The sequence below is a fragment of the Williamsia sp. Y853 genome, from assembly GCF_056786495.1.
The window spans coordinates 166,355-179,798 of sequence record NZ_JBXCJC010000006.1 but is presented as its reverse complement, the minus strand read 5'-3'; the positions used below and the strand labels follow the sequence as shown (position 1 = coordinate 179,798).

The 13,444-nt window shown below is 63.5% G+C and carries 11 protein-coding genes; 6 read left to right on the top strand and 5 right to left on the bottom strand.

The annotated features are described in order from the left end of the window. Window positions 1–71 precede the first annotated feature (71 nt). Genes AC1TPF_RS26515 through AC1TPF_RS26500 form a run of 4 tightly spaced genes read left to right on the top strand, consistent with a single transcriptional unit; the run spans window position 72 to window position 4,947 of the window. Complete coding sequence (locus tag AC1TPF_RS26515; protein WP_482145785.1) at window positions 72–1,628, top strand: aldehyde dehydrogenase family protein; 1,557 nt, start codon at window positions 72–74, stop codon at window positions 1,626–1,628. A gap of 58 nt (window positions 1,629–1,686) precedes the next feature. Next, window positions 1,687–2,535 carry a mycofactocin-coupled SDR family oxidoreductase gene (locus AC1TPF_RS26510; RefSeq protein ID WP_482141996.1) on the top strand — a complete coding sequence of 283 codons (849 nt, stop codon included), beginning with the start codon at window positions 1,687–1,689 and terminating at the stop codon, window positions 2,533–2,535. Between the two features lie 53 nt (window positions 2,536–2,588). Beyond that, complete coding sequence (locus AC1TPF_RS26505) at window positions 2,589–3,398, top strand: NAD(P)-dependent oxidoreductase (protein WP_482145784.1); 810 nt, start codon at window positions 2,589–2,591, stop codon at window positions 3,396–3,398. 10 nt (window positions 3,399–3,408) lie between these two features. Next, the gene (locus tag AC1TPF_RS26500; protein ID WP_482145783.1) at window positions 3,409–4,947 is read left to right on the top strand and encodes a coniferyl aldehyde dehydrogenase; all 1,539 of its coding nucleotides are present in this window, start codon (window positions 3,409–3,411) and stop codon (window positions 4,945–4,947) included. Here the strand turns inward: AC1TPF_RS26500 and AC1TPF_RS26495 are convergent. From AC1TPF_RS26495 to AC1TPF_RS26480, 4 genes are read right to left on the bottom strand one after another with little or no spacing between them, the layout of a single operon-like run. After that, entirely contained in the window at window positions 4,907–5,524 is a 618-nt protein-coding gene (locus AC1TPF_RS26495; RefSeq protein WP_482145782.1) for a cysteine hydrolase family protein, read from the bottom strand. The genes AC1TPF_RS26500 and AC1TPF_RS26495 overlap by 41 nt on opposite strands. After that, complete coding sequence (locus AC1TPF_RS26490) at window positions 5,521–6,537, bottom strand: aromatic ring-hydroxylating oxygenase subunit alpha (RefSeq protein ID WP_482145781.1); 1,017 nt, start codon at window positions 6,535–6,537, stop codon at window positions 5,521–5,523. The genes AC1TPF_RS26495 and AC1TPF_RS26490 overlap by 4 nt, the downstream gene beginning before the upstream one ends. An 11-nt stretch (window positions 6,538–6,548) precedes the next feature. Next, window positions 6,549–8,051 (bottom strand): acyl-CoA carboxylase subunit beta, encoded by a 1,503-nt coding sequence (locus tag AC1TPF_RS26485; RefSeq protein WP_482145780.1) that lies wholly within the window; start codon window positions 8,049–8,051, stop codon window positions 6,549–6,551. A 51-nt stretch (window positions 8,052–8,102) separates the two neighbouring features. Beyond that, the gene (locus tag AC1TPF_RS26480) at window positions 8,103–9,404 is read right to left on the bottom strand and encodes an amidohydrolase family protein (RefSeq protein WP_482145779.1); all 1,302 of its coding nucleotides are present in this window, start codon (window positions 9,402–9,404) and stop codon (window positions 8,103–8,105) included. Window positions 9,405–9,557: 153 nt separating this feature from the next. Here AC1TPF_RS26480 and AC1TPF_RS26475 point away from each other — a divergent pair, with 153 nt between their 5' ends. Further along, a complete protein-coding gene (locus AC1TPF_RS26475) occupies window positions 9,558–10,625 on the top strand; it encodes an NAD(P)H-dependent amine dehydrogenase family protein (protein WP_482145778.1) in 1,068 nt (355 codons plus the stop codon). Window positions 10,626–10,643: 18 nt separating this feature from the next. Beyond that, window positions 10,644–11,879, top strand: coding sequence for a cytochrome P450 (locus AC1TPF_RS26470; protein ID WP_482145777.1), 1,236 nt, complete (start codon window positions 10,644–10,646; stop codon window positions 11,877–11,879). A gap of 67 nt (window positions 11,880–11,946) precedes the next feature. Here AC1TPF_RS26470 and AC1TPF_RS26465 read toward each other — a convergent pair whose 3' ends face one another. Beyond that, window positions 11,947–12,984: a zinc-binding dehydrogenase gene (locus AC1TPF_RS26465; RefSeq protein WP_482142005.1), complete on the bottom strand. Its 1,038-nt coding sequence runs from the start codon at window positions 12,982–12,984 to the stop codon at window positions 11,947–11,949. Window positions 12,985–13,444 lie beyond the last annotated feature (460 nt).

Genomic DNA, 13,444 nt, shown 5'->3' with positions numbered 1-13,444 from the left:
AGCCCGTCAGCGTCCGGGCTCACGCGGTTCCGCGTCGGTACCTATGCAGTTCTCGATGATCAGGAGACGACTTGAGCAACGTCAGCATCGAAGGGCCGGGTATCGAGGGTGCCGAAACCAGTGTGGAACTCGGACAACGCGTCGGTCGCCGAGCAGAGACGCGGATGCTCATCGATGGACAGTTGGTCAGTGCGGCCGATGGCGCCGAATACGACAATCTGAGCCCGGCGACGGGACGGGTCCTCGGAGTGACCGCCGCGGCGGGTACGGCGGATATGGAACGGGCGATCAGCGCCTCCCGGCGGGCATTCGACGAGACGGACTGGTCTACCGATCGCGCGATGCGGCGACGCTGCCTGGGGCAATTACAGGCGGCCATCGAGGCCGAGCAAGAGGACCTGCGTGAGGAACTGATCGCCGAGGTCGGCTGTCCGGCGGCGACAACACAAGATGCGCAACTGGATTGGCCGCTGGCGCAGTCACTGCGTTATCCGGCAGACCTGATCGAGGGGTTTGAGTGGGAACGTGTCCTGGACGGCGGGGGACTGTTCGGCGAGCGCAATGTACGTACTGTCGTGAAGGAAGCGGTGGGTGTGGTGGCGGCGATCTGTCCGTCGAACTACCCGATCGAAGTGATCCTCAACAAGCTTGGTCCGGCACTGGCGGCAGGCAATACCGTTGTACTCAAACCGGATCCGAACACCCCGTGGAATGCCGCGCGGCTGGGCCGTCTGATCGCCGAGCACACCGACATCCCGGCCGGTGTGGTGAATGTCGTGACCACGCCCTTCAACGAGGTCGCGGAGTTGCTTGCAACCGATCCGCGCGTCGACATGCTCTCGTTCACCGGGTCGACCGACGTCGGCAAGCTGCTCATGCGCCAGGGCGCGACCACCATGAAACGCACATTCCTCGAACTCGGTGGCAAGTCGGCGCTGATCGTGCTCGATGATGCCGACCCGAGCCGGATCATCTACGGCGCATTGGCTTCCACCGCTCACGCGGGTCAGGCCTGTGCGGCAACATCACGGATACTCATCCACCGGTCGCTGTTCGATGATGCCGTGGCCGACGTGGCCGCTGGGTTCGAAATGCTTCCCGTTGGTGATCCGGCCCATGCGGGTACCTTTGTCGGTCCGGTGATCAGCGATGCGCAGAAGTCGAGAATCCTTGCGCACCTGGATCGGGCGCGCGCCGACGGCGCCGAGTTCGTCACGGGTGGCCGAACCCCGGACAACCTGCCCGAGTATCTGGCTGGCGGCAACTTCGTGCAACCGACTGTGATTGTCGGAGTGGACAACTCCGCTGCCATCGCCCAGGACGAGATCTTCGGCCCGGTGGCCGTGCTCATCCCGTTCGACGACGACAACGATGCGGTCCGGATCGCCAACGACAGTGCCTTCGGACTCGCCGGTGCGGTCATGTCGGGTTCGACCGAGCGCGGGTTGAAGGTCGCGCGCCGCATCCGGACCGGATCGATCGGCGTGAACGGCGGGATGTTCTACGGCGCCGACGCACCGTTCGGCGGTTTCAAGAACAGCGGTGTCGGGCGGCAATGCGGCATCGAAGGTTTTGCGCAGTACCTCGAGACGAAGACCGTCGCGCACCGGGCGCCGAAACCGCACTGAGGCGTGCCGCGTTCGGCGACGCACAGACCGAATCCATCACGAGCAAAGGGATCAGCACATGGGAAAACTGGACAACAAGGTGGCGGTGGTGTCGGGTGCCGCACGCGGCCAGGGGCGTTCGCACGCGGTGAATCTGGCGGCCGAGGGTGCCAGCATCATCGCACTGGACATCTGCGCCGACCTCGAGGGCAACACCTATCCGCTTGCCCGGCCCGAAGATCTGGAGGAAACGGCTCGGCTGATCGAGAAGGAGAACGTCCGGGTGGTCACCGCGGTGGTTGATGTCCGCGAACGTGCCGCGGTGTGGAAGGCGGTGGCCGACGGTGTCGAAGAACTGGGACGGCTCGACATCGTGGTCGCGAACGCCGGCATCTGCGCGATGGGTGACGGGCAGACCATGCAGTCGTGGTCGGACACGATCGATACGGATCTGTCCGGTGTTTTCAACGTGATCCAAGCCAGCCTGCCGCATATCGCCGACGGGTCCTCCATCATCGCAACCGGTTCACTGGCCGCGCAGCTCGGAAGTGCCACCAACCAGGGACCGGGTGGCTCGGCGTACAGCCTGGCCAAGCAGATCGTGGCCCGGTACGTCAACGATCTGTCGATTCAGCTGGCCAAGAGGATGATTCGCGTCAACGCGGTCCACCCCACCAACGTCAACACCGACATGCTGCACAACGAGGGCATGTACAAGGTGTTCCGCCCCGATCTGGCTGCCCCGACCCGCGAAGACGCCGAGATGGGCTTCCCTGCGATGCAGGCGATGCCGGTGCCGTACATCGAACCGCAGGACGTCTCGGACGCGGTGGTCTTCCTCGCCAGCGACGCGTCGAAGTACATCACCGGCACGCAGTTGCGGATCGATGCCGGCGGCTACATCAAAGCCAAGCCCTGGAAAGGGTGACGAGTAAGGGTGACGAGTAGGGATGACGAGTAGGGATGAGGAGGGATGAGGCAATGTCAGACGTGATCGGATTCATCGGGGCGGGGCAGATGGGTGAGCCCATGGTCACCCGTCTGGTCGCCGCAGGCCATGACGTGCTGCTCTATGCGCGCAAAGAGGAGGTGCGGACCCGACTGGCGGATCAGGGCGCACGGCTTGCGGATTCGGTTGCCGAGGTCGCTGCCGGTAGCGACATCACGATCCTGTGCGTCTTCTCCGACCCTCAGCTTCTGGAGCTTGGTCGGGGAGAGGGCGGGTACATGGCCAACGCCAGATCGGGCTCCGTTGTGGTCTCCCACACCACCGGACTCCTGAGCACCCTGACCACACTGAAGACGGAGTATCCCGACGGCCCGGAGCTGATCGATGCACCGGTGAGCGGATCTGCCGATGACATCCTCGCCGGCACGCTGACCGTCTTGCTGGCAGGCCCGGAGCCGGTACGTGAACGCGTCCGGCCGGTCCTGGCTGCGTACGCCGACCCGATCATCGACACCGGTGACGTGGGAAGTGCGTTGGCGCTCAAGCTGATCAACAATGTGCTGTTCGCCGCCAATGCTCAATTGGTCGCCTCTGCGATCCAACTCGGGGAAAAGCTGGGCGTCGAAGAAGCTCAATTGCTCGAGGCCTTGGCTGTGTGTAGCGGTGCCAGCAAGGCGGCGCAATCACTACAGCTCATCGGTGGACTCCAGGGCTTCACGGACCTGGCCGGTCCATACATCGCCAAAGACGTGGCGGCCTGCATCGCCTCGGCCGAGGAATCGAGCGTTGATCTCGGCTTGCTGCGGTCGGTGGTCGAGACCGGTCCGATGAACATCACGTGATGGCTCAGTGATGGGCACCGAGATCGCGGAGGCCCTGGACAAGCAACGAGCATCGTTCCTGCAGGATGGTCCACCGGATGCCGCGCTGCGGCGCAACCGCATTGATCGTCTGATGGCACTGGTCCTCGAGCACTCCGACGAGTTCGTCGAGGCCATGGTTCGTGATTTCGGTACCCGGTCGAGAACCGCAACACTGATGACGGAGATCTTCGGGATGATCTCCGTCATCGAACACACGCGGTCCCACATCCCACGGTGGATGCGGACCACCCCGGTGATGCGCGCGGGTCGGTTGGCCGGGATCACGGCGCAGGTGCAGCCGACGCCGCTGGGCGTGGTCGGCATCGTCGGACCGTGGAACTTTCCGCTGAATCTGGTGATACTCCCCGCGGCAACCGCGTTCGCCGCAGGCAACCGGGTGATGATCAAGATGTCCGAGATCACCTCACACACCGCGGAGCTGACGGCACAGCTGGCGCCGCGCCACTTCGACGACACGGAGTTGGTGGTCGTCACCGGTGGACCCGACATTGCCGCCGAATTCGTCTCCCTGCCTTTTGACCATCTCTTCTTCACCGGTTCACCGGTGGTCGGCAAACTCGTTGCGCGCGCCGCCGCCGAGAACCTGGTCCCGGTGACCCTGGAGCTCGGTGGAAAGAACCCGGTGGTGGTCGCCCCGGATGCCGATATCGTGCGATCGGCGCAACGGATTGCCAAGGGCCGCATGGTCAATGGCGGTCAGGTGTGTGTCTGCCCGGACTATGTGCTGGTACCCGAAGAGCACGCCGAGACGTTTGTCGACGCGGTCCGGGCAACGTTCTCGGCGATGTTTCCGACGATCATCGACAACGACGACTATTCGTCGTCGGTGAACCAGGCGAACTTCGAGCGGATACTCGGCCTCCTCGATGATGCACGTTCACATGGCGGCATCGTCGAGTCCGTTGCCCCCGAAGGCGAAGTTCTGCCGGACGGACGGACCCGCAAGATCGCGCCGACGATCGTCTCGAACATCAACGAAGAGATGACGATCGCGCACGACGAGATCTTCGGCCCGGTGCTGGTTGTCCGGACCTATCGGGGTCTGCCGGACGCCATCGACCAGGTCAATCGGCGACCGTCACCGCTGGTGGCCTACTGGTTCGGCCCCGACAACAACAACTTTCGGACATTCGTGCGGCATACGCGCAGTGGGGGAGTTGCCCGCAACGACTTCGCCATCCACATGATGCCGTCGGATGCGCCCTTCGGCGGTGTCGGGAACAGCGGTACGGGCGCCTATCACGGCAAAGCGGGGTTCGACGCGTTCAGCCACCACCGCACGGTTGTCGGGACCGATCTGCGCTTCTCGGTGACAACCGGGATCGCGACACCGCCGTTCAGCGGTCCGATGCGCAGGGGCGGCGACCTCGCCATCGCCATGGTTCGGTGGCGGACCCGTCGCAGGCTGAGTCCTGACCGACCACGCGGTGTCGAGGCGGGGTCGCAGACCGTGAGGCGGGGCAGGGCTATTGCTTCCATGCCTCGATCAGTTTGTCGGTGGTGGTGATGGTGGCCAGCAGTGACAGGGTGTTGTCGATGACGGCGTTGCCGTACTCGGTGGGGATACCGGCCACCGCATCCCTCGGAACGACGACGCGGTAGCCGGCGTTGACCGCGTCCATCACCAGGTTCGCGATCGCCACATTCAGCGAGACCCCCACTGCCACGATGGTGCTCACGCCCAGGTTGCGCAGGATGGGGTCCAGATCGGTGCCGCCCATCGGCCCGAGTCCGTGCCACCGGCGCAAGACGAGGTCTGACGGGTCCGGTCCGAACTCGGGGAGCAATTCGGCACCCGGCGTTCCCGGGGTGATACCGACCTCGGTCCTTCCGAGGGCGAACAACTTGGCATTGTGGTTGGAGCCCAATCCATCCGGTCGTCGCTGCACCAGGGCGTGCACCACCTGAATACCTGCCGAACGCGCCGCGGGCAACAGTCGGACGATGTTGGGCAGCGCCTCCCGGCGGGCCTCGTCGGCAAGCATCCGCAGACCTGCGTCGGGGCCGACCACCGCTCCCTGCAATTCCTGGGTGATGACTGCGGTGCGACCGGGCGCAATCAACTCGGAGAGATCGACCTTCACGATGAGGTACCGACTGTCTCGGTGGGCGGGACGTCGTAGAACTGTGTTGCCCACTTGCGCATCGCCCGAAACGGTGGCGCATCAACCCGGGACAGTGGCGGATGCTCGACATACTCCTGGTAGCGCCAGATACTGAGGTCCTCGAATACCGTGACGAGGAACTGTTTTTCGACCTTCTCCCGGACGTCATCGGGCGGGATATCGGATTCATCGCCAGGGTTGCGCGGCCACCAGATCGAATAGAACAGGTCGGAGTAGCCGTCCTCGACCGGTGTGCAGGCGAAGATCAGACGATAGTTGGTGGCGCCCTCGAAAGCGCTGATGGCAAAACCCAATCCAGAGAAATGGCTGTGGATGAACAGCGCCATCTTGTCCGGATCATCGCTGCGCACATCGGGCCAGCCGGTGAGGAATCTCCACTCGTTGTCGACGACTTCCCAGTTCAATCCGACCGGGGTGACGGTGGCATTGTGGACGTATCTGAAATGGGCGCTGTCAGGGCCGTTTTCGGCAACGATCTGCGGGTGGACCGGTTCGTGCTCGGACTTGCGGGCGAACTCGGGATACGGCCGGTAGTAGGCGTCCGCAGCGGTCGGGAATTGCGGAAACTTCCCGAACAGGTCCGGCAGCTCCCACCTGGGTGGCTCACCACGGGGGTGATGCCACATGAACACCAGGCCGTACTGCTCCTGAACCGGGAAGGTGCGCAGTGTCAGCATCTTGTTGGGTCGATCGGGTTCGTCGGGCCGGAATTGGTTGACGCCGTCCGGGCCCCACTGCCAGCCGTGGAACGGGCATTCGACGCAGTCGCCCACCACCTTTCCGCCGTGCCCGAGGTGCGCACCGAGATGCCGACAGCGCGCCGAACTCACGTGCATGTCCCCGGACTCGCCCCGGTAGGCCACCAGGTCTTCGCCGAAGTACTTCAGCGGCCTGGTCTCGCCGACCGGATACTCCTGCGACCAACCGATCACGAACCAGCCGGTGACCTTCCAGGTGAACGGAACCTTCATGGGTTGACCTCTCAGGGGGTGATGGTTGTTCGCATGACGGGCTGGGCCGCAGCCTGCCGGCCGCGCAGCGCACGTTCCAGTGAGGTGAGAAGTGCGTTGCGTGTCTCGGTGGGATCGATGAGTTCATCGAAACCGAGGTGTCCGGCCGATCGGTAGGACGCCTCGAGTTCCATTTCACGAAGCACCGTGCTCATGTCCTCCTTCGCGTTGGACGCCCGGCTCAACGCGGCGGCACTCATCGCGCCCATGGTTGCCCCGGGATAGGCGAAAGTGGCTGCCTGGCCGTCGAATCCGATCAGGGACATGACCATCGAGCCGAATCCGTAGGCCTTACGAAGGGTGACATGCAACTTGATGGTGGTGGCACCGGTTTGTGCCGCGAACATCCGCGCACCACTTCGAAGGACACCCCTGCGCTCGGACTCGCTGCCGGGGAGCATCCCGGGGTTGTCGGCAAGGAAGATCAGCGGGAGATGGAACGAATCGGCCACGTTGATGAAATGGGCGGCCTTGTCGGCGGCATCGGAGTTGATGGAACCGGCCATCGTCTGCGGCTGATTGGCCACGACCGCAACCGGATGACCGCCCAGATGCGCGAGCGCACAGATGATCGCCGGACCGAACGTGGGCTGAACCTCGAAGTAGTCGGGACGGTCGAAGACGATATCGAGTACGTCGTGCATGTCGTAAACCCGCCGACTGTCACGCGCGATGACGTCGAGAAGCTCTGCGGTGGCGCGTTGCTCGTTGTCATCGTCGTCGCCTGCGGGCAGTGACGGCGGATATGACCAGGCGCTCGACGGGAAGTAACCCAGATACCGCCGTAGGTCGTCGAGGGCGGCTTCATCGTCGTCGGCCAGGTTGTGGATGACGCCGCTGGCAATCGCGGTGGCCGGTCCGCCGAGATCCTCTTTCGAGATGGTTTCTCCGGTCGATTCTTTGACCACCGGAGGTCCGGCCGTGAAGATCGCGCCCTGCTCGGACATGACGGTGAAATCGGAGATGGGGGCGACCAGGGCGCCGTGCCCGGCCGAGGAACCGAGTACCGCGGTGACCAGCGGGACCTGACCCGAACACTGCGCTTGTGCCAGCAGATCGGTGGGTGTGCGTCCGTATGCGTGGGCGGTGGCGCGGAACCCGGCCCCTTCGAGCATCATGACCAATGGGATCTTGTTGCGCACAGCAAGTTCGGCGATGCGGTAACGCTTGGAGTTGCTGCCCGGCGCGATGGTGCCCGCCATGGTGGTGAAGTCTTCGGCACCGATCATCACCGGGTTTCCGTTGACCAGGCCCGAGCCGACTACGATGCCGTCGGAGGCGATCTCACCGCCGACAAGGGTGCCGAACTCCTGGAAGCTACCTGGATCGAGGAATCGTGCAACCCGTTGCCGGGCATCGAGTTTGCCCTTCGCGTGATGTTTGGCAACCTTGTCCGGCCCGCCCATTTCGTGTGCGCGCTGACGGCGGCGCTCGAGATCGGAGAGCGTTTCCTTCCAGCCCTGTGCGTTTGTCATATGCCTCGTTCCTCTTCGAAAATGCTGGTGACGGGTCGAAAGTGGTTGGGCCTATGTGGCGGCGGAGTGCCTGGTGGCCGCCTTGATCTGGGTCTGGAAGTTCGCGAGCTTCTGGGCTGCATCGATGGTGTGGTGGCTGCGGGCCTGAATGCTGATGTCATGGCCGGACGCCGCCGCACGCAGTGCGCCCACGGTCGCATTCTCGCGAGGCACATGTCCGAACGGGTCAAACGAATACCAGCGCATTGCGTTGAGATGGGTGATCTTGTCGATCTCGTCGTCAGGGACGTTTTCGGCGTCGAACACCTCGGACAGCTCTTCGGGGGCATTGGGCCACACCGAATCGCTGTGGGGATAGTCCATCTCCCAGCTGATGTTGTCGACGCCGATCTCGTGACGGAGTTTCACGCCGAGTGGGTCGCTGATGAAGCAGGTGAGGAAGTGCTCACGGAACACCTCACTCGGGAGTTTGCCCCCGAAGTCCTGCAAGGTCCACGTCGAGTGCATTTCGAAGGTGCGATCGACCCGTTCGAGGAAGTAGGGGATCCAACCGGTTCCGCCCTCGGAGAGAGCAACTTTCAGATCGGGGTAGTCCTTGATCGGCTGGGACCACAACAGGTCGGCCGCGGCCTGCACGATGTTCATCGGCTGCAGGGTGATCATCACATCGGGTGGTGAATCGACGGCGGGGATCGAGAGCCGGCCCGAGGAACCGATGTGGACCGACAGCACGGTCTCGGTGTCGACGAGGGCCTTCCAGAGCGGATTCCAGTACGGGTCATGGAAGCTCGGATAGCCCAGGGCTGCCGGGTTTTCGCTGAATGTCAGTGAGTGGACGCCCTTTTTGGAGACTCTGCGGACCTCCTCGGCGCACTGCTCGGCATTCCAGATGACCGGCAACGCCATCGGGATGAATCGCCCCGGGTGCGCCCCGCACCATTCGTCGATGTGCCAGTCGTTGTAGGCCTGCACGAGCGCGAGCGAGAAGTCCGGGTCGTCGGTTGCGAACAGGCGCGCGGCAAAACCCGGGAACGAGGGGAAGTTCATCTGCGCCAGCACACCGCCTGCGTTCATGTCCTTGACGCGCTCATCGACGTCGAAGCAACCGGGGCGGATCTCGTCGAGTCCGTCGGGTTCGAGGCCGTACTCCTCTTTGGGGCGCCCGGCCACGGCGTTGAGTGCGACATTCGGGATGACGATGTCGCGGAACTTCCACACGTCGGCGCCGCTGTCCTGGTGTACCAACTGTGGCGCGTCGTCGAGGTACTTCTTCGGCAGGTGATTCTTGAACATGTCGGGAGGTTCGATGATGTGGTCATCGACGCTGATCAGGATCATGTCATTTTTGTCCACGACTGTTCTCCGTTTCGAGGGCCATACAGTATGGCTTTCAATTTAGCGTGCATCGAGGTGCTTGGGAAGGTGTCGCAGGCTAGTGAAAGTGGGATACTGTACGACTTACAGTTACATGGTGCAGCCCGGACCCGGTGAGGAATACGTACGCGCATGGACAGACTTCGAATCATCCAGTGGGCCACGGGTTCTGTAGGCAGGCATGCCGCGGCCGCGGTGGTGGGACATCCCGACCTGGAGCTGGTGGGGGCATATGTCCACAGCGACAACAAGGTCGGCCTCGACGTCGGTGAGATCTGCGGGATCGCCGACACCGGTGTGCTCGCGACGAACAGCGTTGCGGACATCACCGCGCTCGACGCCGACTGCGTTCTCTACATGGCGCAGGGGGAGATGGATCCGATGGGCGCCATCGACACCATCTGCCAACTGCTCGCCTCCGGCAAGAACGTCGTCTCCACCGCGGTGACCGCTCTGATCTATCCGGCGAGCCTCGGCGCGGATGTGGTGGACCGGTTGGAGGCGGCGTGCGCACAAGGCGGATCGTCGATGCACGCCACCGGTATCGAGCCGGGCTGGGCGGCAGAAGTGGTGCCGTTGATCATGTCCGGGCTGTGTAGGCAGGTGGACTCGATCCTCGTCCAGGAACTACTCGACTATGGCGAGTACGACAGCCCTTCGATGCTGTTCGGCATCATGGGTTTCGGAAAGCTGCCAGAAGAACAGGTGCCGATGGCCGACCCGGTGCTCGCCGGATCGTCATTCCGGGCCCCGCTGATGTTGCTCGCCGACGGACTGGGCGCCACCATTGACGACTTCACCTTCGACCGGCAGGTGGCGGTCACCGACGAGCCGTTCGAGGTGAAGGCAGGCCCGGTTGCGGCCGGAACCGTCTCGGCCCAGCGATTCAGTTGTACCGCCATCATCGATGGCAGGCAGGCGTTGACCGTCGAACACATCACGCGGCTACGCGACGATCAGGCGCCGGACTGGCCAACCGGACGAGGATGGAAGGTCACCGTGGCGGGCGTGCCCTCTCTGGTTCTCGAAGCGCAGATCGCCACCGCCGGTGAGGACGAGAACGACCAGGCCTGCCTGGGCACCGCGATGCATGCCGTGCACGCGATCCAACCTCTCTGTGCAGCGGCACCGGGTATTCGTACTTTCCTGGATCTGCCCATGATCATCGGGCGGTACGTATTGTCCAGCCCAAAGAAGTGATCTGTAAGGGGATTTCGTATGACAGTTCCGAGTACCGATGATGCAGCGCGGGTGCTCGCTGATCCATCGGCATACACCGACGACGCGCGCCTGCACGACGCGCTGACGCACCTGCGGGCCACGGCGCCCGTCTCGCTGGTGGAGGAGCCGAACTACCGCCCCTTCTGGGCGATCACCAAACATGAAGACATCATGGCGATCTCGCGCAACAACGCCCTCTTCACCAACTTTCCGCGTCCGGTTCTGATCAAATCCGTGCAGGAGGAGATGGACATCGCGAGCCAGGTGAAGACGCTGATCCACATGGACGATCCCGAACACAAGGTGGTGCGGGCGATCGCGGGGGACTGGTTCCGTCCCAAGGCGATGTGGGCGATGAAAGCCCGGGTCGCCGAACTGGCCGCGATCTATGTCGACAAGATGCGTGCAATGGACAGCGACTGTGACTTCGTCCAAGAGATCGCGGTGAATTATCCGCTGTACGTGATCATGTCGCTGCTCGGCGTACCCGAGGCCGACTTCCCGCTGATGCTCAAGCTCACGCAGGAGCTGCTCGGTGGTGACGAACCGGAGTATCACCGCGGTGACACCCAGGAAGATCGCACCATGGCACTACTGGAGATGTTCGAGTACTTCAACGCCGTGACCGCTGCTCGGCGCGAACATCCCACGGATGATCTGGCGTCGACGATTGCGAACGCGACCATCGATGGTGCGCCGCTCTCCGACATCGAGACGGTGTCGTACTACCTCATCATCGCCACCGCCGGCCATGACACCACCAGCGCGACCATCGCAGGCGGAATGCAGGCGCTGATCGAAAACCCGGATGAGCGAGCACGTTTGGTCGCCGATCCGGGTTTGATGGCGTCGGCCGCCGAAGAGATGATCCGGTGGACCACGCCGGTCAAGGCCTTCATGCGGACCGCAGCGCAGGACACCGAGGTGCGTGGGGTGCCGATCGCGCAGGGGGAGTCGCTGCTGTTGTCCTACGTGTCGGGCAACCGGGACGAAGACGTCTTCGATGACCCGTTCCGATTCGACGTCGGCCGCAGCCCCAACAACCACGTCGCCTTCGGCTACGGGGTCCACTTCTGCCTCGGCGCCGCGCTGGCCCGGATGGAGGTCAGCAGCTTCTACTCCGAACTGCTGCCACGCTTGCGGTCGGTGGAGCTGACCGGCGAACCCGAACTGATCGCCACCACCTTTGTCGGTGGGCTCAAACATCTGCCGATCAGAGCAACGGTGGTGTGAAGCGGCAGCATCAAGCCGACGGCTCCTCTGCCGCCCCACGTTGCCGACGGGAGCGCCGCGCAGGTGGCTACGGCTGCACGAGTGTCTTGAGGGATTCGCGGGCGTTCATGGCCCGGTAGCCGTCGGCCGTGTTGTCCAGTCCAACGGTGAGGTCGAACACCCTCCCCGGGTTGATGCGGCCGTCCAGCACCTGTGGGATGGCGTGCTCGATATACGCACGCACGGGTGCCGGTCCACCGTTGAGGGTGACGTTCTTACCGAACAATGACCCGAAACCCACGGGGGCGGCCTCGTATTGGGGCACACCGACACGAGAGATGACGCCGCCGGGTCGCACGATTCCGTAGGACTGTTCGTAGGCGGGCATGTGACCGACGGCCTCGAGGACCACGTGCGAGCCGAGTCCGCCGGTCAGGTCCATCACCTTCGCGATTCCTTCTTCGCCACGCTCGGCGACCACATCGGTGGCGCCGAACTCTCGACCAAGATCGGTGCGAGTGGTGTGGCGGCCCATCAGGATGATCCGTTCGGCACCCAGTTGTTTGGCTGCGAGCACTGCCGAAAGCCCCACTGCGCCATCGCCGATGACGGTGACGGTTTTGCCGGGGGAGACGTTACCCATGTGGGCGGCGTGATAACCGGTGAGATAGACGTCCGACAAGGTCAGCAGAGAAGGCAACAACTCGGAGGTCTCGTCCACGGGAACCGCCAGCAAGCTGCCGTTGGCCTGTTGCACGCGGACTGCTTCAGCCTGCGCGCCACCGATACCGGGTTGTCCATACCAGCCACCGTTGACGCAGGCGGTCTGAAAACCCTCCTGGCAGAAGACACAGGTGTTGTCCTGGAACGCGAAGGTGCCGATGACGAAGTCACCCTTCTTCACGGTGGTCACATCCGCGCCGATGTCTTCGACGACGCCGAGGAACTCATGGCCCATCGGGGTCGGCGCCTGCGAACCCGCCATGCTGTTGTAGGGGTGCAGATCGGATCCACAGACGCAGGCACGGACAACTCGGACGATCGCGTCGCTCGGCAGCTGAATCGTCGGATCGGGTACGTGTTCCACACGCACGTCGCCGGCGCCGTACATGAATGTTGCTCGCATCGATGATCTCCACTGTTGGTTGGGTCGGTCTGCTGGTTTGGGTCGGTCGGGGCGACGTGGATGAACATCGCCGACAAAGACCAGCGTTGTCGCAGTGTCGGGCGTCTGGGAGAGCCCGCCGATGCAGGTACTGCCGGTACCCCCCTCCACGGTGCAGATATGTGACCACCCTGTGCGCGGACTCACTCTCCGGGTGGAGGTCGGCCGGGCTCGGCAGTTCGGATATGCCGCGGTATGGCGGCGATAAACTTGTGCGGTACTTCTCGACGCAGGAGCGCGACATTTCGGTCGATATAGCCGGTGATCGTGCACAACTGGGAACCTGCAGCTGGTGGTCACATACGAGCGGCGGCAAAACAGGTGGATCGCCGTCAAGGCTGTCGCCAGCACATTCTGACTGCTGGCCTGCGCAAGGTTCCGCGTCCATGTCAGGGATCAACCCGATACCGGTAATCACAGT

Excerpts from the sequence above, each read along its gene's own strand:
- AC1TPF_RS26510 (WP_482141996.1), top strand. The coding sequence starts at position 1,687 with ATGGGAAAACTGGACAACAAGGTGGCGGTGGTGTCGGGTGCCGCACGC.
- AC1TPF_RS26505 (WP_482145784.1), top strand. The coding sequence starts at position 2,589 with ATGTCAGACGTGATCGGATTCATCGGGGCGGGGCAGATGGGTGAGCCC.
- AC1TPF_RS26500 (WP_482145783.1), top strand. The coding sequence starts at position 3,409 with ATGGGCACCGAGATCGCGGAGGCCCTGGACAAGCAACGAGCATCGTTC.
- AC1TPF_RS26490 (WP_482145781.1), bottom strand. The coding sequence starts at position 6,537 with ATGAAGGTTCCGTTCACCTGGAAGGTCACCGGCTGGTTCGTGATCGGT.
- AC1TPF_RS26485 (WP_482145780.1), bottom strand. The coding sequence starts at position 8,051 with ATGACAAACGCACAGGGCTGGAAGGAAACGCTCTCCGATCTCGAGCGC.
- AC1TPF_RS26475 (WP_482145778.1), top strand. The coding sequence starts at position 9,558 with ATGGACAGACTTCGAATCATCCAGTGGGCCACGGGTTCTGTAGGCAGG.
- AC1TPF_RS26470 (WP_482145777.1), top strand. The coding sequence starts at position 10,644 with ATGACAGTTCCGAGTACCGATGATGCAGCGCGGGTGCTCGCTGATCCA.
- AC1TPF_RS26465 (WP_482142005.1), bottom strand. The coding sequence starts at position 12,984 with ATGCGAGCAACATTCATGTACGGCGCCGGCGACGTGCGTGTGGAACAC.